The following is a 23494-nucleotide window of genomic DNA, read 5'->3' as shown; positions in this document are numbered from 1 at the left end:
ATAATATAATAGTCATTGAATTTAAAACAGCGGTTACAAAACCATCTTCAGGAAGTAGTGAGAGAACGTGATCCCTATATGGCGACTGCAGGACATTTCTTTGTTCAAGAATATATTCGCAAGCAGTTGGGACAATGGCGAAGTGTGGAAATCCACACCTTTAAAGTCAGGGGTAAAAGCTGCAAAAACCTAATTTTAAATTTACCCGGTTCAGTCGCAAACCAAAAGAGAGATTTACCACCTATTTTAATAGGCGCTCATTATGATGGTGTACCTGGGACAGTAGCGGCGGATGATAATGCGACAGGTGTGGCAGTTTTATTATAATTTGCCAGAAGTTTTGCCGAAACTCCCGCGAGATATCCTTTGCGGTTGGTGGCTTTTGATATGGAAGAATATGGTTTAGTGGGTAGCACTGATTATGCAGCTTTGTTACACGAACAAAAGCAACCTCTTCGCTTGATGATATATTTGAAAATGTTGGGATATCGAGATTCTACTCCTGGTTCTCAAAAGCTTATGAGGATATTGTTTTTGAGGAATTAGGATAAATTGTTTTGAAACTCGTTCCTGACTGGGCGCAAGTCCTGCGCCCCTACCTCCCCTTGACTTTTATCTCACAGAAAATGCCTCGCTAAAACGTCGAGTAATCGGTTCAATAATGAATGTTAAAACTGACTTTTTGCGAGTGACTATTTCGGCATTAGCCGCCATACCTGGATTGAATTCTACCTCTTGTCCACGTACATTCAAGGAATGTTTACTTAATTTAATTCTGGTAGGAAAAACCAAACCTAAGTCTTTATCAATTATGGCATTGGGACTGATTTGTAATACTTCACCGTCAACTACACCAAATTCTTGAAACGGGAAAGTGGCGATTTTAACCTTTGCTTTCATTCCCTGATTAATAAAACCAATATCACGGTTAAGAACTTTTACCTCTAGCAGCATTTCTTCTCCTTCCGGTAAAATTGATAATAGTTCTTCTCCAGATTGAACTGGACCTTTAGTAGCTTTAATTTTGTAAATTGTTCCAGCAACGGGGGCTTTAATAGTTTCTCCGTCTTTTTGTTGTTTGGCTTGTTCTAATTGACCGGCAACGGTAGCTAATTCTTCTTTGCGTTTATTAATTTGGGTGAGAATTTCACTTTGACGTTCTGAGGTTAATCGAATATTTTGATTTTTGGCTGTTTGATAAGCCTGTTCTGCTTGATTTATTTCTTGAAATTGGGCAGCAACATCTTTTTCTAAAGAGGCAATTTTATCTTTTGCTTCTGTTAAATTATTTTGATTTTTGGTAACTTCATCGGTATTTCTAACAATATCTGCATTGGCACGATTTAATCTTTCTTTAGCATCTAAATAATCAACTCTGGTTAAAGCACCTGGTTCAACTAAGGTACGAAGATTTTCTTCCCGTTGTTTAGCAATAGATAAATTATTATCTAACATAGAACGTAGACTTTTAACATTCTCTAAGTTTTTTTGCACATTGGTAAAACTGATTTTTGCATTGGCTAAATTTTCCTGTAAGCGACTCAAACGGACTTTGGCTTGATTGAGAATTGATTGTTGACGTTTGGCTTCTGCTGCTGCTGCTGCTTGTTTGGCTTTATAGTCTAATAACCGCGAGTTTAAGAGTTCATCTTGCAGGATTGTTCCCGCAGTTTTGCCTCCAGCACGTTCAGCTTGTAATCGTTGTAAATCATCTTCAATTAATTTACTAGATTTAGCTAGACGGTTGACATCTGTTTGCTGAAAATTGGGATCACGTTGAATGAGAATTTGATCTTTGGTGACGCGATCGCCTTCTTTCACTTTCACTGCTAAAATAGAACCATTACCCAAAGCTGTCACCGGTCTAACTTGGGTGGAAGCAATTAATTCTCCTGTGGCTGTGGCGACTTCATCAATTTCTGAAAAATGCGCCCAGGAAATTGTTCCAAAAATGATAAAACTAATTGTTCCTGCTAATAATCTTGTATAAAGTGGTGGTAATTCCTGGACTGCTTTGCCCAATTCATAGGATAATTGTTCTTCTGGTTTTGCAAATCTTTCTTTTGTTTGACGCGCTTGCACAGCATTTGCAGCTAGGGAAAATTTCATAATTTGTCAGTTTTCTAGAATTATTGAACGCAGATGAACGCAAATAAACGCAGATAAAGAGGGATAAATTCATGAATTTACTGATTCTGTGTAGCCTCACATAAAGTTGGTATGACTAAATGTTTAATAGTAATCTATGCCAATATAAAATATTGTTATGTAAGTCACTGAACATATCCAGATCCCCGACTTCTTAAAGAAGTCGGGGATCTATATTAATTATTCTGGTTATTTTGATAACATGATTGTTTTTAGGAAAATTATCTGTATTTATTCCTACAGTTAGAAGCACTTTTCTCTACAATATACGTTAATAAGCTAGTAGCTTACTAGATAGGAACGTAAAAAATTAACTCTATGATCTACCATAGCAATGCGATCGCCTCTCGTGAAGAGGGAAATTTTTCAGGTGTGGGTGGGCTTGATTTGTATTACCAAAGTTGGCATCCTAGAGGTGAAATCAAGGGAATTTTAGTCATAGTTCATGGACTCGGAGGACACAGCGGACTTTACAAGACGATAGTTGACCATTTGTTACCAAAAGAATATGCTATCTATGGCTGTGATTTACGCGGTCATGGGCGTTCATCTGGTCAAAGAGGTTACATCAATACCTGGGCTGAATTTCGTGATGACTTACAAATTTTCCTCAATTTAATTCAACAACAACAACCAGAATGCCCAATTTTTCTATTAGGACATAGCATGGGAGGAGTAATTGCCTTAGATTACACTCTTCGTTATGTCCAAGGTAAATCTGAGTTATCAGGTGTAATTGCTTTTGCACCCAGCATTGGTCGAGTAGGAGTACCCCTGAGTCGCATTGTTTTAGGTAAATTACTCTCCCAGGTGTGGCCCCGTTTTTCCTTGAATATTGGCTTGGATTTCAGCGCAGGTTCACGAGATCAGAAAATTTTAGATTCCTATACTCAAGATAAATTACGCCATACTCTCGCTACTGCTAGGTTATCTACAGAGTTTTTTGCCACAGTAGATTGGATTCATAATCATGCGAAAAAATGGCAAGTACCATTGTTAATTTTACATGGTGGTGCGGATAGAATTGCCTTGCCAGCAGGAAGTGAAATATTTTATCAAAATGTTATCTATCCAGATAAATTAAGAATTGAATATCCTGGAGGTTATCATGATTTACACTACGATATTAATTGTCTTCAAGTAATCACTGATTTAGTTAATTGGATGGATCAACATTTACCTGCTACGGTAGTTCCATTAGAATCAACTATCAGTAATGAATAATCAATATGAGAACCAGTGATTAAATTGTCAAACCCGCAGGGGTGGGGTTTCCCCGCCCTCGATTACTATTCCCTATTCCCTCTGAATTTCAATTAATCCGAAATAGATAAAAGCCAATCAGCACCAAAATAAAAATCATAGTTGTAGAATAGACAATTACATCTTTCACTAAAAAAGAAATCCAATCTTTTCTCAACTCCTGTTTAAACTTGAGTTCTCGTAATTTACGCTCAAGTTCTATATCTTGTTGATCAGGTAATCTAGTGTAAGGAATAATTTGGATATCATCAATAACTTCCTCTGTCGTGTCTGGATTTTGCCAATTATCCAATCCATGATGAGATTCAGGAGAAATAATTGGTAAATTATTCAAATTGCCGTTTTTAATCTCTTTTCTAATGACCTTTTTCGCAACTTTGACGATTATATCTTCTAAGTTTTTATCCGCCATATCTGGTAAAGTTACATCTTTTGAACAGGGGGACTAAAAATATTGACTAAAACTTGGACAAGGTTGTTTCTTTGACGACGAGTAAGTTTACTAATTGCCATGCGATCGCTAACTAAAGGATTTTGCTTTAAAATATCATTACCTGGATAACTATCAACATATATAGTCTCATTCGCATCCAAATAATCAGCCAAAGTCAGTTTCCAATCCAGGCGATAAATTGGGGATCTACCCTTATTATAAATATGATAGCGAATTAGGCGACTAGCCAAAGTATTTGTAGCCACAATTGTTCCAGTTGTTTTACTAACATATTGATTTTCTTGGGGAAAATCAGGAATTTGTTGATATACTTTTTGCCAGACATCGCTAGAAATAAATATTTGCGCTGTTGCGGGTGCAATATGCAATAAATTATTATTTCCTATTCCCAAAACAACTATTATCACCGTCATTAAAGTAATAATAAATGGTGAAAAAAATTGACCTCTTAAAAGTTTTTGCTGTTTCATTTGCATTATCCAAAATACCCCCAAACTTATAAGTAGGGCAACTAGAATTCGCTTCTACACAGACAAAACCCACCTTTGTGGGTTAAACTTCTATGAGTCCACGAAGGTGGACTTTGCTTTTGTAGCCGCGAATTCTATTCGCCAGGATTTTTTAAATTACAATTCACCGATAATTTCTGGCTGATTTAATTCATCAGACATTTCAATAATAGCTCTGAGTACAGGCTTCATGATAGAATCTTCGTTATTTTCAAAGTCTTCATAACGTCGCCGTTTAGCACGATTTGCCACCTGTACAGTAATGCGATAGCGGTTTGACGCAGCACTAATTAATTCTTCTGCACGGTGCATGATTTGAGACTGAGTTGTCTCGAATTTGGAACGCTTAAGCATAATTGATGACTCTGGAGATTCTATCCTAGTTTACTCGGATTTTTCAAATTTAGATATGGAAACGGCAACGATCCTTGAGAAATTTGCTTAACTAGGATAATGAGACTGAGAATTTGCCGGAATTGTTGGATTTTTTGGTTAAAAATTTGGTTCTCTAGATAGAGATTTTCCATCTTTTCCTTAGCTAAATAAATATTATCTGGTAACCTATGTAAAGCTGCATAACTAGCACATTCATATTGATTAAATATATCCGTTATCAATGCTAGAGTATTTTTGGCTTTTCGTAATTGTTGAGCTAAATAAAAGAGCATAATAGAAATAAAAATGTTAATCAGGACAACGATAGTTACCATACTTTATATTGTTTGCCACTGATTTAATCGCAATCGTAGCCTTATTATATCAGCATTGTCAGTTTTTAGCCTTTTATCTATTTGCATGAAAAAATCAGGCGTTACTGATAGCCTGCGTGGCGATCGCCATATTAAAATATGAAATTGGGAAATTTAACCTTTGCAACCTTAATTCTTTGCGCTTTTGCGCCTTTGCGTGAGACATAGTCATATATTTAATCAGCAACACCAAAAATTAAATTAGAATTACTATACGGCTTATGTGAATTAAATGCGGAAACCCTTGTAATACCGTTGATGATTCTGGAATTATCGTTCTAGAGAACTCTGGAAACCCTAATAAAACCACAATATTTTTAACTCACATAAGGCGTACTATAGAACTTTGTATGTCCTCCTGTTCCAATTTCTGCCATGATCACAAGCACAATAGTTGTATTTGATATAGATGGGGTAATTCGTGACGTTAGCGGTTCCTATCGTCGCGCAATATCCGATACAGTCGAACATTTTACCTCCCAAGCCTATCGTCCCACACCAACAGACATTGACAACCTCAAATCAGAAGGAATTTGGAATAACGATTGGGAAGCATCCCAAGAATTAATTTACCGCCATTTTGTCAGTCAAGGACAACAACGAGAACAACTCCAATTAGATTATGAAAATATTGTTACTTATTTTCAAAGCCGTTATCGGGGTACAGACTCCGAAAATTGGAACGGCTACATTTGTCATGAACCTTTATTAGCACAACCTAGTTATTTTCAAGAACTCACGCAATCTGGTATTGCTTGGGGGTTTTTTAGTGGCGCTACTCGCTTGAGTGCTAACTACGTTTTAGAAAAACGCTTAGGTTTACAATCTCCTATCCTAATTGCTATGGAAGACGCACCCGGTAAACCAGATCCTACCGGACTTTTTGCGACTATTAACATCTTAGAAAATGGTAATAATCAAAAACAAACAGTTGTCTATGTAGGTGATACTGTAGCAGATATGCACACTGTAGAAAAAGCCAAAGCCATAGATAATTCTCGAACTTGGTTAGGTGTTGGAGTATTACCTCCCCACGTTCAGGAAACAACAGCAGTTAGTGAAGCTTATACACAAAAGCTGATACAAGCTGGGGCAAAGCTAGTGTTTAAAAATGTGCAAGAATTAACAATGAAAACGATTTCTCAATTAGAATCGTGAACTCATCCCCGCCGATTCTTCTGAATTATCTAGAACAATAGAAAATTCATCAAAATGTCTAATTTAAAACTAGTAAATGGCAAATTGGGGAAATTTTTTCCAAAAGTACCAACAACAGGCTCTCAACCGTATTATTAAGATATAATGATTTAAAATCATCCCCTACTGAAAAACTTGAACTTCAAACTATGAAAATAAAAGTCATTACTCACAAAGAAGAAACTTTTTTTGACAAGAATGTTACAGTAAAAAGTTTTACCGTATGCTATATTACTAGGGAAATAACTGGAGCGTGGTAGTGAATATGACAGATGATTACACAATTCAATTTACTTTTGCTATTGACGACCCAGAATTAGATGATGACAGACGGCTAAAAATAGCAAGTAAGTTGCTGCGGGAATTGCGGGATTTGGATGAAGTGGAAAAAGTAGACCGTGCTGAAGATTTTAACCCAGAAGCAGGAAGTAAGCCAGGTTTTGCAACTTTGATCGGAGTGCTGACAGCACAAGTCAGTATGAAAAATATTAAAACATTTTTGAGCTTTTTAGGCGATCGCTTGGGAGATAAACCCATAGAACTGACTGTCAAAGCCGGTGATAAAGAAGTCAGTATCAAAGCCAAAAGCCGCCAAGAACTGCTAGAAAGCGAAAAAATAGCCAAAGACCTATTAGCCGCAATGGGTGGTAACAATGGCTAAAAAAATAGCGCTGCTGATTGGAGTCAGTGAGTATGGTGCAGGTATCCCACCCCTATTATCTGCACTCAATGATGTCGAGGCTATGGAACGAGTTTTGCAAAATCCTAACTTGGGAAACTTTGCACAGGTGCAACGGCTGCTGAATCCTGATACAGTAGCTATGAGAATAGCAATTCAAAAGCTATTTAGGAATGCAAGTAAAGAGGATTTATTATTATTCTTTTTTTCTGGACATGGAATTACTAATGATGATAATCATCTCTATTTAGCAACTCGCAACACAGCAAAAGATGACTTTGAAGCCACTGCTGTAGATGCAAATTTTATTCAAACACAATCAAAAAATTGTTATTCTAAACGCCAAGTTTTAATTTTAGATGCTTGTTACAGTGGTGCTTTTGCTAGTGGTTGGCACACAAAAAGTACTGGAGTAGATATCATCAAAAAGCAATTAGGCGCGGAAGGTCGAGTTGTGCTTACATCTTCTGGTGTAACTCAAACTTCCTTTACACAAGAAGGTGCGACACTTTCCCTCTATACTCAATATTTAGTTGAGGGAATTGAGACTGGTGCAGCAGATACAAATAACGATGGCAATATTCATGTTCACGAACTACACGATTACGCTAAATCAAGAGTCCAAGCGGTGAAGCGTAACATGACACCAGATATCATTCTGGATAAGGAAGGATACAATATTTTATTGGCCTATGCTCCCAAAAAATTGCAGTTAAAAACTTTCCAGTTTGAAACTGCTCAGATAAATAAGAATGGTACAGGAATTAACCGCATTACCAAAAGTGCCGAGTATTTTGCCCAAGATTTAGGAAATGGTGTATTACTGGAAATGGTACATATTCCTGGAGGAACTTTTATCATGGGTTCTCCAAAAAATGAAGAAGGTTATTTCGAATCCCAAAGTCCACAGCATCATGTTACTGTTCCCTCGTTCTTTATGGGTAAATATCTAGTCACTCAAAAACAATGGCGACTTGTAGCTGCTTTACCTAAAGTTAAAATTGATTTAGTATCTGATCCATCTTGTTTTAAAGGTGATAATCTGCCTGTTGAGCGTGTATCATGGAATGATGCTCGAGAATTTTGTGACAGACTTTCCCGAATGGCAAATAAAACCTATCGTTTGCCTAGCGAAGCTGAGTGGGAGTATGCTTGTCGTGGAGGAACTACTACCCCGTTTTATTGTGGGGAAACAATTTCTACGGATTTAGCTAATTATAATGGTAACTACACTTACGGGCAGGGACAAAAAGGACAATATCGAGGAAAAACCACAGAGGTAGGAATTTTTCCGGCCAACCCTTTTGGTTTATATGATATGTGTGGGAATGTGTGGGAATGGTGCGAAGATGATTGGCAGGAAAATTATATAAATGCGCCTAAAGATGGCAGTGCTTGGACAAGTCTAAGCGTTAATGAAAAGCTGCTGCGCGGCGGTTCTTGGGACTACTATCCTGAGTATTGCCGTTCGGCCTTTCGTCTCTTTAATGATGCGGGCTTCGACTACTTCCTCTACGGTTTTCGTGTTGTGTGTGGTGCTGCGTGGACTCATTAGCACTTTACACTCTTGCTCTTTTGCGCTCTGCGCTCTTATTCTTTTCACTCTCCTAGCGTAACGGAGTGGAGCGATCAAAAATATTTTTTTCAGACTTGCGGATGCTTGATGAGTGCTTCGTCCATAATACAGAAAACTTTAGATTTAGTCAAGTAAATAGCATAGAATAGATCCCCGACTTCTTAAAGAAGTCGGGGATCTGGTAACATCTAAAATATCTCTAAAGCAATCCCGAAAATGACTCGCTTTATACATGACCAATTCGCCAAAGACTATTTAGAAGAACTACTCAAACCATTCGGAGAAGTACAAGCAGCCAGTCAAGTAGCTGGAGAAATCCGAGAAATAGACGTATTATTTACACCATTTCCCCATCAAACAACCAACGTAGAACTATTAGGATTATTAGGCAAATTAGCCACAAGACCAGCTATATTTGAGCCATTTCGTAACCCAGCATCAACAGAAGAAATTTGTGATTGTCTGTTAAAATCATTAGAAGTCAGAGGTGCATTAAGAAGAGCAGCCAAACGCGAACAAACCACCACCGCAAAAATTGAGATCCCTAAATTATGGATTCTCACCCCCACCGCATCAAAGAACATCATATCAGGATTTAGCGAGACAACAAAACCAGATTCCTTACCCGGAATATACTATTTAGCAAAATCATTACACGCCGCAATTGTTGTTATTCATCAATTACCCCAAACTCAAGAAACACTATGGTTAAGACTTTTAGGTAGAGGTACAGTCCAAAAACGAGCAATTGATGAATTAGCTGCGTTACCATTAAATCAACCTTACGTCAAAATCACCTTAGAACTACTCTACAACCTCCAGAAAAACTTAAAAATCAATCAAAGTTCACAAACAGAAGATCAGGAGTTGATTATGCGATTAGCACCACTTTACCAACAAGACAGAGAACTCGCCAAACAAGAAGGAGAACAGCGTCTAATTATCCGTCTCTTAAATCGCCGAGTTGGGGAAATTGATTCATTATTAATTCAAAAAGTCCAAGAGTTAACTGTGGAGAAACTAGAAGAATTAGGAGAAGCTTTATTAGATTTCACATCAGTTACAGACTTAGAAACTTGGCTGGAACATTGCTAAATCATGGGACGAACTTCGCTGAAATTAATTCTAAAAACTCTTACCTTTGCGTCTTTGCGCCTTTGCGTGAGAAAAAAATATATCTAGATTATGCCACAATAGCGAAACTAGATAAAAGCATTAGGAGTTTTAATTGTGGAGTCCCCTCAAAAAACATCATACCAACCAGCCGCAATTGAGGAAAAATGGCAAAAAACATGGTTAGAACTTGGCTTAGATAAAACACCGCAAGATCAAAATCAGCCAAAATTCTACGCGCTTTCCATGTTCCCCTACCCATCCGGCAGCCTGCACATGGGTCATGTCCGTAACTATACAATTACAGATGTGATTGCCCGCCTCAAACGGATGCAAGGGTATCGGGTATTACATCCAATGGGTTGGGATGCTTTCGGACTACCCGCAGAAAACGCCGCCATTGATAGAGGTGTACCCCCTGCCAAATGGACATATCAAAATATAGCCCAAATGCGGCAACAATTACAACGTCTGGGTTTATCCTTAGATTGGGAAACTGAACTTGCTACCTGTTCCCCCGATTATTACAAATGGACACAATGGATTTTTCTGCAATTTTTAGAAGCTGGTTTAGCTTATCAACGAGAAGCCGCAGTTAATTGGGACCCCATTGATCGAACTGTATTAGCAAACGAACAAGTTGATAATGAAGGACGTTCTTGGCGCAGTGGTGCAATAGTAGAACGTAAATTATTGCGACAATGGTTTTTCAAGATTACCGATTACGCCGAAGAATTATTAAATGATTTGGATAAACTCACAGGTTGGCCTGAACGAGTTAAATTAATGCAAGCCAACTGGATTGGAAAATCCACAGGTGCTTATTTAGAATTTCCTACTGTTGGTGCAGATGAAAAAATCGGCGTTTATACTACCCGTCCCGACACTGTTTATGGTGTGAGTTACGTCGTTTTAGCCCCAGAACACCCCTTAACTCAGGTTGTTACCACCTCAGAACAAAAAGCAGCCGTAGAAGCCTTTATTAAAGAAGTCAGCAACCAAAGCGAGTTAGAACGGACTGCGGAAGATAAACCCAAACGCGGTATTCCTACAGGCGGTCAAGTTATTAATCCCTTCACTGGGGAAGAAGTACCCGTATGGATTGCAGATTATGTTCTCTATGAATATGGTACAGGTGCGGTAATGGGTGTACCGGCACATGATGTCCGAGATTTCAAATTTGCCAAAGAACAGAATTTAGCTATTAAAGTGGTAATTGTCCCGGAAATTGGTGCAGAGGAAACTTTAAAATCAGCATATACAGAAGCGGGAATTTTAGTTAATTCTGGTGACTTTAATGGCATGAATTCTGTAGATGCGAAAAAAGCCATTATCGAATTTGCAGAAAAACACAATTTTGGTAAATTAAGAGTACAATATCGCCTGCGAGATTGGTTGATTTCTCGACAACGTTATTGGGGCGCACCTATCCCTGTTATTCACTGTCCTGAATGTGGAATTGTGCCTGTCCCCGACAAAGATTTACCTGTACAATTACCGGAAGATATTGAATTAAGTGGTCGTGGTGGTTCACCTTTAGCACAATTGAAAAGTTGGGTAAATGTCCCTTGTCCAACTTGCAGTACTCCTGCGAAACGGGAAACCGATACAATGGATACTTTTATTGATTCTTCTTGGTATTTCCTACGTTATTCTGATGCCAAGAATGAGGAAAAGATTTTTGATTCTGGCAAAGTAAATGATTGGATGCCAGTAGATCAATATGTGGGGGGAATTGAACACGCAATTTTACATTTATTGTATTCGCGTTTCTTCACTAAGGTATTAAGAGATAGAGGTTTATTTAACTTTGATGAACCATTTCAAAAGCTGTTAACTCAGGGAATGGTGCAAGGTTTAACTTACATGAACCCGAATAAAGGTGGTAAGGATAAATGGATTCCTTCAAATTTAGTTGATGCTAATAATCCTGTAGATCCCCAAACTGGAGAACCTTTACAACGTCTCTATGCTACCATGTCCAAATCCAAAGGCAATGGGGTTGCCCCGGAAGATGTGATTAATAAATATGGCATTGATACGGCGCGGATGTTCATTTTATTTAAAGCACCTCCTGAAAAAGATTTAGAATGGGATGAGGCTGATGTTGAGGGACAATTCCGCTTTTTAAATCGCGTTTGGCGGTTGGTGACAGATTACGCTGCGGCGGGAGTTTGTAAGCAAAAAGCTGAAATTGATAAGTTAAGTAAAGAGGAAAAAGATTTAAGGAGAGCGATTCATTTAGCAATTCAGGCAATGACGGAAGATGTGGTAGATGAATATCAATTCAATACCGCAATTTCGGAATTAATGAAGTTAAGTAATGCCTTAACTGATGCTGATTGTCATAATTCGCCAATTTACGCGGAAGGGATTCAAACTTTGGTGATTATGTTAGCGCCTTTTGCTCCCCATATTGCTGATGAATTATGGCATTTGTTGGGGAATAAGGGGACGGTGCATACTCAAACTTGGCCAAGTTTTGATCCTACGGCTTTGATAGCTGATGAAATTACTTTGGTGATTCAAATTATGGGTAAAACTCGCGGTGCTATTCAAGTTCCTGCAAAATCTGATAAGGCGGAATTGGAAAAATATGCGCGGGAGTCGGAGGTTGGACAACGTTATCTTGAAGGTAAGGAAGTTAAAAAGGCGATCGTTGTTCCTGGTAAGTTGGTGAATTTCGTTTTGGGTTAGGTTTTGTAGGTTGGGTTAAATGAAATGCAACCCAACACATTTATTATTGTTGGTTGATGTTGGGTTTCCTTACGTCAACCCAACCTACAAATTGATATAATCAGATAATAACAATTACCCATCGCTAACGGTAAATAACATGGATACTGAAAAACTGAAAATACAAATCGAAGAACAGAGAAATTTATTACACACTGATAGACTTGATGTATCTTTCGGAGAAATAATGCGTATGTATGAAGATAAAGAAATTGTTATTAAACCTGCATTTCAAAGATATTTTCGTTGGGATGAAGAACAGAGAACACGCTTTATTGAGTCTATACTTTTAGGTATTCCCATTCCTCCCATATTTGTAGCTGAAGATGGGGATGGAGTATGGGAATTAGTTGATGGTCTCCAAAGAATTTCTACTGTACTTTCGTTTTTTGGAGTTTTGAAAAGTGAAGATGAAGGTATTAGGAATAAAAATAATTGGGAGTTGATGAAAGGTGAACGAGTAGAATCTTTAGAAGGATTCACTTATGAAACAATACCAAATCAGTTTCGACTAAACATAAAAAGATCAACTTGCAGAGTTGAAATTCTGAGATGGAATAGTAATTATGATATGCGCTTTGAACTGTTCAATAGGTTGAATACTGGTGGTTCTCCGTTGACTACTCAGGAGATTAGAAATTGTATTTACAGGGATATTTCACCTAAGTTTAATGATTTTCTCAAAAAGCTTGCAGCTAATCAAGATTTTCGGACATTAATTGATTTAAGTAATGAGCAATATGAGGAATTGTATGATGAGGAATTGGCTTTGAGATTTATTTCTCTTTACAACAATCTCAAAGAAGTCCGCACCAGTATTTCACAACACATGACTAAGTTCATGAAAGATGCTTTAGAAAAAGAAAATTTTGATTATGAAGGTTATGAAAGAATATTTACTCAAGTATTTGCATTGCTGCAACCTTTAGGAAGAAAGATTTTTCGTCAGCGTGACGGCAATTTTGCAACTGCTCTTTATGATGTTATTACAATTGGTGTGGCAGAAAACTATGATTATTACAGATCTCAACCATCAGACGTGATTTTAAATAAAATAAATCAGGAGGTGCGTACAGATACAATTTTAATCAAGTTTTCCAGAAGAGGAGGAAATAATCAAAAAGACAGAATTATCAATCATCTGACAGAAGCAAAGAGAATATTTGGAAACATCAATAAATAATGACTAATCAGATTACTCTTTTAGAACAAGAAATAATGTCAGACATTGAGGAAAGAAGAGAGTTAATGTCACGGTTAAGATTGCTGTATGTCAGATACGGATTTTCGCCAAGAGATGAACAATTATTTCTTTACCATTCAATCCCAATAATTTATTCTATTTGGGAAGGTTTTATTCAAACTGCTTTTAAAATGTATATCCGAGAGTTAAATAAATTAGAACTTACTATTGATCAAGTGTGTGATCGAATATTAATATATCATATTGAATCTACATTTTCCCAATTTAAGCAATATCCAGATGCAGATAAATTTAGTAAAAAAGTAAATTTTTTCAATAAATTGGGAATGTTTTATAAAACTAATCATTTGGAAATTGATCCCCAGAAGTTCAATACAGAAAGCAATGTTGATTTTAACGTTTTAAATAGAATACTGACTGATTTTAATTTAGATAAAATTCCCAAATATCCAGAACCTGGATCTGGATATTCCTTAAAAAAGAACTCGATCAATTCCTCCTCGACACTAGAAATAAAGTTGCTCATGGAGAACCTGGTTCTATAGTAGTAAAGAGAGAAGATTTAGAAAGAGCAATTAAACTGGTGGATAAACTTATGGACTTAGTGTTTGATAGAATTAAAACTGGGTTTATAAATAGGTCATATCTTAAATAGTTTGTAGGTTGGGTTAAATAAAATGCAAACCAGAAAATAAAATCTTACTACTTCCGATCAATTAAGCACACAAGAAGCAGCTAAAATTCTCAATGTTTCCCATCCTTATGTGATTCAATTATTAGACTCTGGTCAAATTCCTTGTCATAAAGTCGGAAATCGTTGCCGAATGTTCTATCAAGATTTGATAGAGTATAAAAATACAATTGATGCTAAACGTAGAGAAACTTTAGCAGAATTAGCAAATCAAGAAACACTACTAATTAAACAAAATCATGAAATATGTATTAATTATCCATGAAGTTGCAGACTATGAATCATGGAAAAAGGTTTTTGATAATGCTACCGATATCGGCAAGGAAGCTGGAGAAATAGCATATCAGGTTTTAAAGTATGAAAATAATCCCAATAAAATAGTGCATTTTTCATCATGGACATCAATAGAAGATGCAAAGCGGTTTTTTGAATCTCCCAAACTCGTAAAAATTAGACAAGAAGCTGGAGTCAAGTCTCCTGATTTCATATATTTAGATCAACTAGAATCGGGGACATTGTAGAGTTATAATCCGTCATCTCACAAACTACCGGAATTTAGTTTTATCAAGTACCAAACCTCGACGGGGAAAATTTTTGTCATCATTGACTGGAATCTGCCAAATTTTAATTAAATTATCTTCACCACCACTAGCTAGAAACTTCCCGTCAGCACTAAAAGCAAGGGAGGTGACAGCATTACTATGTCCCGTCAATGTTAGCATTTCCTCTCCTGTAGCTACGTTCCAGAGTTTAATGGTGTGATAGATTGGTTCTTCAGAAATATTTCGTCCAGCGCTTGCTAAAATTTTACCATCGGGACTAAAAGCAATAGTATTCACACTATTATCTCCTACCATGAGAGTCCGAATTTCTTTGAGGGTTTGCAGATTCCATAATTTAATTGTGCGATACCTTCGGTCAGCGCTTACGCGATCGCGGCTGGAACTTGCTAAAATTTTATCGTTAGGACTAAAAGCCACAGCTATAACTGTTTGTGAACTGGTAGCTAAATTCAGAATTGGTGCTTCTTGATTAAGATTCCATAATTTAATCGTTTTATCAAAACTACCACTTGCTAAGGTAACACCATCAGGACTAATATCTACAGAACGCACCCAATATTTATGACCAATTAAAGTGCGAATTAATTGATTTGTTTGTAAGTTCCAAACTTTAATAGTTTTATCATCACTAGCACTAATTAAAGTTTTCCCATCACCACTAATAACTAAACTATGCACCGCATCTGTATGACCAATTAAAGTGTGAATTAATTGATTTGTTTGTAAGTTCCAAACTTTAATAGTTTTATCATCACTAGCACTAACTAAAGTTTTCCCATTAGGAGTGATAACTACTGCATTGACATTTTGGGAATGTCCCTGAAGACTGGCAATTTCTTTACCTGTAATGACATCCCATGATTTAAGATTATGACATTGACTATTATTACTTTTCTCGCAATCACCACCACTGATAATTAGTTTACCATTTGAACTCATAACTACGGATAGAACTTTGCTTTTATGTCCAGAGAAAGTATTAACTAAAGATAATTTTTTTTCTGATATTGCCGAGATTGGTGGACTATTGCGAGGTTGACTCCAACTAAATGAGAAGTTGGTTTTTAATTTGCGAAATTCTCGATAACCCGATTCTGCTAATGCGAAAAAGACAATTATCCCCGATATGAAAATTAAATTTCTGACCCAAGTATATTTTGATGAATGTGATTGAGCTTTTTTCCCAGGTGATTTTATGATTTTATGATTTGCTGCTGGTAGAATATGAGTATGTTTTTTCATCAAATCTCTAATTACTTCATCAGCAGATTGATAGCGACTATCTAGTTCTTTTTGGAGTAATTTATTTATGATTTCTGATAATTCTGAACTCAAAGGAAAGCGTAAATACTGCTGCCAATTTCCTACCCAAGCATAACCATATTCCATCCATAATTGAAAAGGGGAAATTCCTGTTAATAGATGAAAACAAGTAGCACCTAAACTAAATAAATCACTGGCAGGATAAGCTTTTCCATCTCTAATTTGTTCAATGGGAGAATAACCATGTGAACCAATAGAAGTACCATTTTTTCGCTGCACTTGTGCAGTTAACTGTTTGGAAGAACCAAAGTCAATGAGTGTTAATCTCCCATCAGATTTTCGACGAATAATATTTTCTGGTTTAATATCACGATGAATTACGCCATGTTGATGCACAAATTTGATAATTGGTAATAAATCCAATAAAATAGATTGAATATCCCAATCTTGATAAATTCTGCGAGATTTCAATTCATTAAGTAAATTTTGACCATCAATAAATTGTTGTACTAAATACAAGCAATTATCTTGCTGAAAATAAGCTACAAGCGTGGGAATTTGGGGATGTTCTCCTAATTCTTGCAGTCGTCTAGCTTCTTCGGAAAATAGTTGAGTTGCTTTTTTTTGTGACCAAGTACCTTGAAATTTTGGTGCTAGTTGTTTAACTACACATAATTCATTTAATTTATCAATATCTTCTGATATATAAGTTCTGCCAAATCCGCCTTCATCAGAAAGAACACGGAGGACACGAAACCGATTTCTCAAAAGTGGCACTAACGGAGTGTGACAAGTTTGACAAAGTTGATGATGATCTGGATTTTGAGGACTTGAACAATCGGGATTTAGACAGCAGATCATGATCTATATGGTGCATCTGCATGATAAAATATATAGATAAACCTAGATTTGACTATGGCAATTAGTAATTATATTTAACCTGGAACTTCACAAGTATGAAAGATATATTATTGCCAATTATTTTGATGATATCTCATTGAAAATGGAAAATAACGGCATTTTGCCATTATTATGGTGATGTATATTTTGGTGGAAATTAAGTTTATATTTTAGGTAAAAATAATTATTTCTTTATATAAGTTTTCTAATTAAGATGATTTATTAATCTGTATTTTGGGTTACAGATATGTAAAACTGTGATGAAAATTTACAAAGTTTTATCTAGTTTTTCAATAAAAATGTATAAAAAATAAATAAAATCTATTGCTTTGTCACAACGAGTTACAAAGCCTATTTTATCCAATTACCGTTTCGGATATTGCGTTTAGAGGATATAAAATATATGATATAGATATCAAATATCAAAAACATATTCACTATGAAGACTATCATACCGGGGCAAAACCTGCCTTTAGAGTCAGTTATAGCTCAAGAACAGGAACAGTTATCCATCAAGTACCTTGAAAGTATCCTCCAACTTGAAGGCTCTCAACCAAAATTAGTAGGAACTAATGGCGAAGAAATTCCTATTCCCGAATCAGTTTATCAAATATTACATCAGGCTGTTCATGCACTGGCATTAGGTAAAATAATATCTGTAGTCATTCAAGATAGAGAACTGACGACTCAAAAAGCAGCAGACCTGCTTAAAGTTTCACGTCCTCACCTAATTAAGTTATTAAATCAGGGTGAAATCCCTTGTATTAGAGTAGGAACACATCGGCGTGTTCGCTTTGATGATTTGATGAAATATAAGGAAGAACGCGATACTAAGCGTCGGGAAGGACTTAATCAATTTACTCAGTTTTTGCAAGATGAGGGGTTCTATGATAATGAGAGTAGCGAATTAGATCAGTAAAATGGTACTCTCTGTTATCTTGGATTCTTGTGTTATCTACCCTATGCCTTTATGTGATACTTTGATGCGTGCTGCTGAGGCAGGGCTATACGAATTCTATTTTTCACAGGAAATTCTAGATGGTGCTACTCGCAACCTTGTAAAAAAGGAGAGAATGGTAAATGCCAAGGAAGCACACTTTCAAAAAGAAATTAAGAAATATTTTCCTAACGGGATGGTAGAAGTACCAGATCATTTAATTGCCGCGATGACTAATGATCCAGGAGATCACCATGTTGTCGCCGCTGCTATAGTTGCTAAAGCAGAGGTGATTGTTACTGCGAACCTTGATGATTTTGCTGTAGAAGCTTTAGCTCCTTATGACATTGAAGCTTGGCATCCAGATGATTTTTTACTTGACCTGGATGAGCAATTCCCAGGAAAGATGATTACATTAATTCAGCAGCAGTCTGAGGCACTTAAAACCCCGCCGATCACTACTGCGGAATTACTTGATAAATTAGAAAAAGATAATACAGTACCAAAATTTGCTCGTAGTATCCGCTGCCAGATGTATTCTGAGGAAATTGTACAAACTGCGAAAATAGCATTGGATATACTAGGTAAAGCTGCTCCAGAGGGTGGTCGCTGCTATGAAGGTAAATGGTATCGAATCTGGGAAAAAGGGAAAATTTTAACAATTACTGCTAAAGATAATCGGTGTGAAATTCTCAGGTTTGAAAACGGGGGAATTGGTGGATATCTCTCATCAGAAGATGTCCAGAAATTTCAGAAGTTTGCAGAAACTCTAGAACAAGAATCAGAAGAACTGAAAACCCAAAAATCTGAAATCTCATAACCTAATCTCAACCACAAAATGTTAAATCTAGTAACGTTGAATAGTGGAAAACCAACGTGAAAGCACAAGTATTTAGAGGCGTAAATCAATTATCCTACGAAGAAGTTCCAGTTCCGACACTAGAAGCAGATGAAGTGCTGGTACAGGTGCGGGTTGTGGGGTTGTGTCAGTCCGATATTAAAAAGATTCGTTATCCTTTGTATGAACCGCCACGCATATTTGGACATGAAACCGCTGGAACTATTGCGGCTGTTGGTTCACAGGTGAAAGGCTGGACTGTAGGACAACGGGTAGCGGTGATGCACCATATACCATGTATGCGTTGCGCTTACTGTTTAAGTGATAATTTCTCGATGTGTGATGTTTATAAAAATATCTCGACTACGGCAGGTTTTAACGCCAGTGGTGGCGGTTTTGCGGAGTATGTGAAAGTTCCAGGACACATTGTGGAAAATGGTGGCTTGATTCCGATTCCTGATGATATCAGTTTTGAGGAGGCGAGTTTTGTTGAACCCACTAATTGCTGTTTAAAGGCTGTCAAAAAAGCCCAAATTGCACCGGGACAAACTGTATTAGTCACTGGTGCAGGTTCGATTGGGTTAATGTTTATGATGTTGGTGAAGTATTTTGGTGCTAGAGCGATCGCTACCGACCTCTTACCATCTAGAATTGAAAAAGCTCTGGAAGTAGGTGCAGAAGCAGCTTTTGACGCTCGTGATCCTGATTTACCTACCAAAATTCAAGCTTTAACTGGGGGAATGGGTGTTGATGTCACCTTGTTAGCTGTTCCCAGTGATAAAGCATTTTTTCAAGCTTTAGACTGTACTCGCAAGGGTGGAAAAATTCTCTTCTTTGCAGAGTTCCCAGACGAGTTAACCATACCCATTAACCCCAATACTCTCTACCGTCGGGAAATAGACTTAATGGGCAGTTATAGCTCATCCTATCGCCTGCAAAGCCTATCTGCGGACATAGTTTTTAATCGCCGTATTGATGTCAAAGCCTTAATTAGCGATCGCTATCCCCTCCAAGATTTACCACAAGCCGTAGATCAAGCGATCGCCCCCACGGCAGAAACTTATAAAATTTTAATTTATCCGTAAATCAATTTAGGATTTGGGGATTAATCCTGTTAATCCTTAAATCCTGGAAATCCTGATTCTGACAACTACAAGATTTACCACAAGCCGTAGATCAAGCGATGTCTACGACGGGCTGCGCCTACGCCCCTACGGCAGAAACTTATAAAATTTTAATTTATCCGTAAGGGAAGCAGGGGAGAGGGGGAAAGAACTTATTAAGTTTTATATCATTTCTTAATTTTGTAGTTTATGCTACAGATTTTTATGTTCTCATCGAAAATGCAAGCAGCATAGAGGAAATGTAATCATCTATATTTTGGATTCTGTAGTTTACGCTACAGATTTTTGTGTTATGATTCGATTGCGGGAAATAGTAAATTATTTCTTAGTAAATCAATGTAGAGGAGGTAGTGTCATGTCTATTCAAGAAAAAGCTCGTCAATTGATGGTGCGTCAACATCAGCAAGCTAAAAACCGTCAACAATCCATGTTAATGCGAGCTGCACAAGAGCTTGGTTTACATGAAGGAATGTCTCACTATTGGAATCCCATTCAAGGTAAAATGGATTCAGCTACCCAGACACTTTATGGACGTAGCCAAGCGACTATGAGTTAAGTGAAAAAGAAAGCCACCCCAGAGGGTGGCTAAAGAATTGCTAGATTTAGCTTTAGTGCCTGTTGCAATCAGCAATCGTAATATAGGAAGAATTCATAGGGATGTGGACGCAATTGCATTTGCTTAACTTCGTTAGCAACCTTATAATCAATCCAATTTTGGATAAAGTCTTCAGAGAAAACACCACTTTCAGTTAAGAAAGCGTGATCATTTTCCAAAGCTTCCAAAGCCAATTCTAAAGAACCGGGAGTAGAAGGAATCTTAGATAATTCTTCTGGGGAAAGTTCATAGATATTTTTATCTAGGGGTTCACCAGGATGAATTTTGTTTTTGATACCATCAATACCAGCACAAAGCATTGCCGCAAAAGCCAAGTAAGGATTAGAAGTAGCGTCTGGACAACGGAATTCTAAACGCTTGGCTTTGGGGTTATTTCCAGAAAGAGGAATCCGCACAGAAGCAGAACGATTACCTTGGGAGTAAGCCAAGTTCACAGGTGCTTCATAACCAGGTACGAGGCGTTTGTAAGAGTTGGTGGTGGGGTTGGTGATTGCCAACAATGCTGGAGCGTGTTTAAGAATACCACCGATGTAGTAAAGTCCCATTTCGCTCATGCCAGCGTACTTGTCACCTGCAAATAGAGGCTGACCATTTTTCCAAATAGACTGGTGACAGTGCATACCAGAACCATTATCACCAAAAATGGGTTTGGGCATAAAGGTGACGGTTTTGCCATATTTTCTAGCAACGTTTTTGATGACATATTTGTAAGTCATCAACCAGTCAGCAGCTTCGATTAATTTACCAAATCTAAAGCCAAGTTCGCACTGACCACCTGTCGCAACTTCATGGTGTTGTTTTTCGATGGGTACGCCACAATCTTTCATGATTAGCAGCATTTCTGTCCGCATATCTTGAAAGCTGTCAGTGGGAGGAACTGGGAAGTAACCTTCTTTAACGCGGGTTTTGTAACCCAGGTTAGGACCTTCTTCTCTACCAGTATTCCAACGACCTTCTACGGAATCTACGTAGTAGTAACCAGCGTTGGTGGTTTGATCATAGCGGACATCATCAAAGATGAAGAATTCAGCTTCAGGACCAAAGAAAGCAGTGTCACCAAGTCCTGTAGAAGCTAGGTAATCTATGGCTTTTTGGGCAATAACGCGGGGACAACGGTTATACCATTGGCCTGTGCGGGGTTCTTTAATACTACAAATAATACTTAGAGTTGGCTCTTTCATGAACGGGTCAATCCAAGCAGTATTGGGATCGAGTACCATTGTCATGTCAGATTCTTCGATACCTTTCCAACCCCGAATACTAGAACCATCGAAAGGCACGCCATCAGTGAATGAACTTTCATCAATCTGGTCTTGGTACATGGTCAAATGTTGCCAAGTTCCCAATGTATCAATGAATTTCAGATCAATCATCTGAATTTTCTCGTCTTGAATCTTCTTCAAGATTTCTTTTGCGGTTGTCATTTTTACTTTACTCCTGATGTAGCCAATTATCCAGTATAAACCTAAAGTCTGCTCAACCTCAAGCCGTTATCCTAACCCAAGTTGTCACACACTACCAGGAATATCCTAAATAGTTAACTTGACATGATTTTGTCATGTTTGTCACAGATTGCCTGGATTACAGGTTATGTTAACCTTTCTTTCTTAATCTGTCTCAAATCAGAAAATTCATGCTCAGGGGTCAACTTTGGCATAAAATCCTTAAATAGCAGATGGATAGTTTTGTGCCGGTAACTATTTTATGTGAGTTGGCACGGAATTTTGTGGGTGCTTTAGTAGCAACCAAATTAATATCAAACCATAAATAGCTAAATGATTGGGAGAAACAAGAATGCGTGATGCCGTTACAACTTTAATTAAGAATTATGACCTAACCGGACGTTATTTTGACCGGAATGCCATTGATAGTCTCAAATCATACTTTGATAGTGGAACAGCCAGAGTTCAAGCCGCAGCCGCAATTAATTCCAATGCAGCCGCGATTGTTAAACAAGCCGGTGCAAAGTTATTTGAAGAACTACCAGAATTAATTCGTCCTGGTGGTAATGCTTACACAACTCGTCGCTTTGCCGCTTGTTTACGGGATATGGACTATTATCTGCGCTATGCTACCTATGCACTAGTGGCTGGTAATATGAATGTTCTGGATGAGCGTGTATTACAAGGACTCAGGGAAACTTACAATTCCTTGGGTGTACCCATTGGTTCAACTGTTCAAGGTATCCAAATTATGAAGGGTATCGTTAAGGAACAGGTGGCGGCTGCTGGTGTTGCTAATACTGCTTTTGTGGACGAGCCTTTTGACTATATCACTCGTGAATTGAGTGAGATTGATGTTTAATTCATAGACCTGGCCATTAGAAATCGCCGAACCACACAAACAAAGTCCCCGAAGGCGGACTAAATAGCGATCGCACTTTGACTCTTTTGGCAAGGTGCGTTTATTTTTCTTAATAATTGTCAGAATCAGGATTTTCAGGATTTAAGGATATACAGGATGTTTGTTTGAGTAATGTATTGTATATTACTGGATAGTAGATCAAATTGGTTGTTACATCTACCAATGCTCAGGAGAACATATACTAATGGTGTTTCAGAAAAGGTCTTGGCTGCTGATTCTATTATTGCTGGCATTGGTAGGTGCGATCGCTTTTCATATAGTCCAAATATCTAAAACTGAAAAATCATATCCCATGAGTATGTTGCAAAAGGGATATGAAACCAAGACTGAAAACTTATACCCCATCAATTTTAGCGGTAAGGGATATGGATATGTCAACCAGGCTGCACAGTTGGTTATTGAACCTCAGTTTGATAAAGTAGGAAAATTTTCTTAACGGGTGACAAGGCGGTTGAAGATGAGATGTGGCAATAATTTGAGAAAATAAGGGAGTAAAAAAATAGGGACAAAGAAGCCCCCGAAGCAAAAAATGTTACCACAATCATATCAAACAATTTTCCGAAAGCATTT

At 37.4% G+C, this 23494-nt stretch carries 22 protein-coding genes and 2 pseudogenes; 17 read left to right on the top strand and 7 right to left on the bottom strand.

Annotation, left to right across the window (positions count from 1 at the left end):
• Positions 1-15: 15 nt before the first annotated feature.
• Positions 16-513 (top strand): annotated as a pseudogene (locus tag PN471_RS01515) (M28 family peptidase); the annotation flags it as partial.
• 99 nt (positions 514-612) lie between these two features.
• Here the strand turns inward: PN471_RS01515 and PN471_RS01510 are convergent.
• Positions 613-2109, bottom strand: a complete 1497-nt coding sequence (locus PN471_RS01510; protein WP_271775379.1) for an HlyD family efflux transporter periplasmic adaptor subunit — start codon at positions 2107-2109, stop codon at positions 613-615.
• Between the two features lie 357 nt (positions 2110-2466).
• On the opposite strand from PN471_RS01510, the gene PN471_RS01505 reads away from it, so the two are divergent.
• On the top strand, positions 2467-3372 hold the full coding sequence (locus tag PN471_RS01505) for an alpha/beta hydrolase (RefSeq protein WP_271775378.1): 906 nt from the start codon (positions 2467-2469) through the stop codon (positions 3370-3372).
• 88 nt (positions 3373-3460) lie between these two features.
• Here PN471_RS01505 and PN471_RS01500 read toward each other — a convergent pair whose 3' ends face one another.
• From PN471_RS01500 to PN471_RS01485, 4 genes are all read right to left on the bottom strand, one after another.
• The gene (locus tag PN471_RS01500) at positions 3461-3823 is read right to left on the bottom strand and encodes a hypothetical protein (protein ID WP_193894516.1); all 363 of its coding nucleotides are present in this window, start codon (positions 3821-3823) and stop codon (positions 3461-3463) included.
• A gap of 11 nt (positions 3824-3834) precedes the next feature.
• Positions 3835-4335 carry a hypothetical protein gene (locus tag PN471_RS01495; protein WP_442867120.1) on the bottom strand — a complete coding sequence of 167 codons (501 nt, stop codon included), beginning with the start codon at positions 4333-4335 and terminating at the stop codon, positions 3835-3837.
• A 156-nt stretch (positions 4336-4491) separates the two neighbouring features.
• Positions 4492-4728 carry a DNA-directed RNA polymerase subunit omega gene (locus PN471_RS01490; protein WP_015079483.1) on the bottom strand — a complete coding sequence of 79 codons (237 nt, stop codon included), beginning with the start codon at positions 4726-4728 and terminating at the stop codon, positions 4492-4494.
• Between the two features lie 20 nt (positions 4729-4748).
• Positions 4749-5042 carry a hypothetical protein gene (locus PN471_RS01485; RefSeq protein ID WP_271775377.1) on the bottom strand — a complete coding sequence of 98 codons (294 nt, stop codon included), beginning with the start codon at positions 5040-5042 and terminating at the stop codon, positions 4749-4751.
• Positions 5043-5498: 456 nt separating this feature from the next.
• Between PN471_RS01485 and PN471_RS01480 the strand changes: the two genes are divergently transcribed.
• From PN471_RS01480 to PN471_RS01440, 9 genes and pseudogenes are all read left to right on the top strand, one after another.
• Positions 5499-6281 (top strand): TIGR01548 family HAD-type hydrolase, encoded by a 783-nt coding sequence (locus PN471_RS01480; RefSeq protein WP_271775376.1) that lies wholly within the window; start codon positions 5499-5501, stop codon positions 6279-6281.
• A gap of 304 nt (positions 6282-6585) precedes the next feature.
• Positions 6586-6981 (top strand): hypothetical protein, encoded by a 396-nt coding sequence (locus PN471_RS01475; protein ID WP_271775375.1) that lies wholly within the window; start codon positions 6586-6588, stop codon positions 6979-6981.
• A complete protein-coding gene (locus tag PN471_RS01470; protein WP_271775374.1) occupies positions 6974-8554 on the top strand; it encodes a caspase, EACC1-associated type in 1581 nt (526 codons plus the stop codon). Before PN471_RS01475 ends, PN471_RS01470 begins: the two co-directional genes overlap by 8 nt.
• Before the next feature lie 237 nt (positions 8555-8791).
• Complete coding sequence (locus PN471_RS01465) at positions 8792-9670, top strand: DUF4351 domain-containing protein (protein WP_271775373.1); 879 nt, start codon at positions 8792-8794, stop codon at positions 9668-9670.
• A 135-nt stretch (positions 9671-9805) separates the two neighbouring features.
• Positions 9806-12385: a leucine--tRNA ligase gene (gene leuS, locus PN471_RS01460; protein WP_271775372.1), complete on the top strand. Its 2580-nt coding sequence runs from the start codon at positions 9806-9808 to the stop codon at positions 12383-12385.
• A gap of 139 nt (positions 12386-12524) precedes the next feature.
• Positions 12525-13607: a DUF262 domain-containing protein gene (locus tag PN471_RS01455; RefSeq protein ID WP_271775371.1), complete on the top strand. Its 1083-nt coding sequence runs from the start codon at positions 12525-12527 to the stop codon at positions 13605-13607.
• Positions 13607-14173, top strand: coding sequence for an MAE_28990/MAE_18760 family HEPN-like nuclease (locus tag PN471_RS01450; protein WP_271775370.1), 567 nt, complete (start codon positions 13607-13609; stop codon positions 14171-14173). Before PN471_RS01455 ends, PN471_RS01450 begins: the two co-directional genes overlap by 1 nt.
• Before the next feature lie 183 nt (positions 14174-14356).
• Positions 14357-14584: pseudogene (locus PN471_RS01445) on the top strand (helix-turn-helix domain-containing protein); the annotation flags it as partial.
• Complete coding sequence (locus PN471_RS01440) at positions 14559-14840, top strand: antibiotic biosynthesis monooxygenase (protein ID WP_271775369.1); 282 nt, start codon at positions 14559-14561, stop codon at positions 14838-14840. The pseudogene PN471_RS01445 and the gene PN471_RS01440, both read left to right, overlap by 26 nt.
• Before the next feature lie 24 nt (positions 14841-14864).
• Here the strand turns inward: PN471_RS01440 and PN471_RS01435 are convergent, their stop codons facing one another.
• Entirely contained in the window at positions 14865-17006 is a 2142-nt protein-coding gene (locus PN471_RS01435) for a serine/threonine-protein kinase (protein ID WP_271775368.1), read from the bottom strand.
• 478 nt (positions 17007-17484) lie between these two features.
• Here PN471_RS01435 and PN471_RS01430 point away from each other — a divergent pair, with 478 nt between their 5' ends.
• From PN471_RS01430 to PN471_RS01415, 4 genes are all read left to right on the top strand, one after another.
• Positions 17485-17964, top strand: coding sequence for a helix-turn-helix domain-containing protein (locus PN471_RS01430; RefSeq protein WP_271775367.1), 480 nt, complete (start codon positions 17485-17487; stop codon positions 17962-17964).
• 1 nt (position 17965) lies between these two features.
• Positions 17966-18802: a PIN domain-containing protein gene (locus tag PN471_RS01425; protein ID WP_271775366.1), complete on the top strand. Its 837-nt coding sequence runs from the start codon at positions 17966-17968 to the stop codon at positions 18800-18802.
• A gap of 56 nt (positions 18803-18858) precedes the next feature.
• On the top strand, positions 18859-19905 hold the full coding sequence (locus tag PN471_RS01420) for a zinc-dependent dehydrogenase (RefSeq protein ID WP_271775365.1): 1047 nt from the start codon (positions 18859-18861) through the stop codon (positions 19903-19905).
• 394 nt (positions 19906-20299) lie between these two features.
• A complete protein-coding gene (locus tag PN471_RS01415; RefSeq protein ID WP_096669614.1) occupies positions 20300-20500 on the top strand; it encodes a hypothetical protein in 201 nt (66 codons plus the stop codon).
• A gap of 68 nt (positions 20501-20568) precedes the next feature.
• On the opposite strand, the gene glnA is transcribed toward PN471_RS01415, so the two are convergent.
• Entirely contained in the window at positions 20569-21984 is a 1416-nt protein-coding gene (gene glnA, locus PN471_RS01410) for a type I glutamate--ammonia ligase (RefSeq protein WP_271775364.1), read from the bottom strand.
• A gap of 370 nt (positions 21985-22354) precedes the next feature.
• Between glnA and apcB the strand changes: the two genes are divergently transcribed.
• Both apcB and PN471_RS01400 read left to right on the top strand, forming a co-directional pair.
• Positions 22355-22864: an allophycocyanin subunit beta gene (gene apcB / locus PN471_RS01405; RefSeq protein ID WP_193894555.1), complete on the top strand. Its 510-nt coding sequence runs from the start codon at positions 22355-22357 to the stop codon at positions 22862-22864.
• 244 nt (positions 22865-23108) lie between these two features.
• Entirely contained in the window at positions 23109-23360 is a 252-nt protein-coding gene (locus PN471_RS01400) for a WG repeat-containing protein (RefSeq protein WP_193894556.1), read from the top strand.
• Positions 23361-23494: the final 134 nt, after the last annotated feature.

The sequence above is a fragment of the Aphanizomenon sp. CS-733/32 genome, assembly GCF_028330045.1.
GTDB classification, from domain to species: Bacteria; Cyanobacteriota; Cyanobacteriia; order Cyanobacteriales; family Nostocaceae; genus Dolichospermum; species Dolichospermum gracile.
This window is presented reverse-complemented; position numbering and strand designations above follow the sequence as displayed.

Excerpts from the sequence above, each read along its gene's own strand:
- PN471_RS01510 (WP_271775379.1), bottom strand. The coding sequence starts at position 2,109 with ATGAAATTTTCCCTAGCTGCAAATGCTGTGCAAGCGCGTCAAACAAAA.
- PN471_RS01505 (WP_271775378.1), top strand. The coding sequence starts at position 2,467 with ATGATCTACCATAGCAATGCGATCGCCTCTCGTGAAGAGGGAAATTTT.
- PN471_RS01500 (WP_193894516.1), bottom strand. The coding sequence starts at position 3,823 with ATGGCGGATAAAAACTTAGAAGATATAATCGTCAAAGTTGCGAAAAAG.
- PN471_RS01495 (WP_442867120.1), bottom strand. The coding sequence starts at position 4,335 with ATGAAACAGCAAAAACTTTTAAGAGGTCAATTTTTTTCACCATTTATT.
- PN471_RS01490 (WP_015079483.1), bottom strand. The coding sequence starts at position 4,728 with ATGCTTAAGCGTTCCAAATTCGAGACAACTCAGTCTCAAATCATGCAC.
- PN471_RS01485 (WP_271775377.1), bottom strand. The coding sequence starts at position 5,042 with ATGCTCTTTTATTTAGCTCAACAATTACGAAAAGCCAAAAATACTCTA.
- PN471_RS01480 (WP_271775376.1), top strand. The coding sequence starts at position 5,499 with ATGATCACAAGCACAATAGTTGTATTTGATATAGATGGGGTAATTCGT.
- PN471_RS01475 (WP_271775375.1), top strand. The coding sequence starts at position 6,586 with ATGACAGATGATTACACAATTCAATTTACTTTTGCTATTGACGACCCA.
- PN471_RS01470 (WP_271775374.1), top strand. The coding sequence starts at position 6,974 with ATGGCTAAAAAAATAGCGCTGCTGATTGGAGTCAGTGAGTATGGTGCA.
- PN471_RS01465 (WP_271775373.1), top strand. The coding sequence starts at position 8,792 with ATGACTCGCTTTATACATGACCAATTCGCCAAAGACTATTTAGAAGAA.
- PN471_RS01455 (WP_271775371.1), top strand. The coding sequence starts at position 12,525 with ATGGATACTGAAAAACTGAAAATACAAATCGAAGAACAGAGAAATTTA.
- PN471_RS01450 (WP_271775370.1), top strand. The coding sequence starts at position 13,607 with ATGACTAATCAGATTACTCTTTTAGAACAAGAAATAATGTCAGACATT.
- PN471_RS01440 (WP_271775369.1), top strand. The coding sequence starts at position 14,559 with ATGAAATATGTATTAATTATCCATGAAGTTGCAGACTATGAATCATGG.
- PN471_RS01435 (WP_271775368.1), bottom strand. The coding sequence starts at position 17,006 with ATGATCTGCTGTCTAAATCCCGATTGTTCAAGTCCTCAAAATCCAGAT.
- PN471_RS01430 (WP_271775367.1), top strand. The coding sequence starts at position 17,485 with ATGAAGACTATCATACCGGGGCAAAACCTGCCTTTAGAGTCAGTTATA.
- PN471_RS01425 (WP_271775366.1), top strand. The coding sequence starts at position 17,966 with ATGGTACTCTCTGTTATCTTGGATTCTTGTGTTATCTACCCTATGCCT.
- PN471_RS01415 (WP_096669614.1), top strand. The coding sequence starts at position 20,300 with ATGTCTATTCAAGAAAAAGCTCGTCAATTGATGGTGCGTCAACATCAG.
- glnA (WP_271775364.1), bottom strand. The coding sequence starts at position 21,984 with ATGACAACCGCAAAAGAAATCTTGAAGAAGATTCAAGACGAGAAAATT.
- apcB (WP_193894555.1), top strand. The coding sequence starts at position 22,355 with ATGCGTGATGCCGTTACAACTTTAATTAAGAATTATGACCTAACCGGA.
- PN471_RS01400 (WP_193894556.1), top strand. The coding sequence starts at position 23,109 with ATGGTGTTTCAGAAAAGGTCTTGGCTGCTGATTCTATTATTGCTGGCA.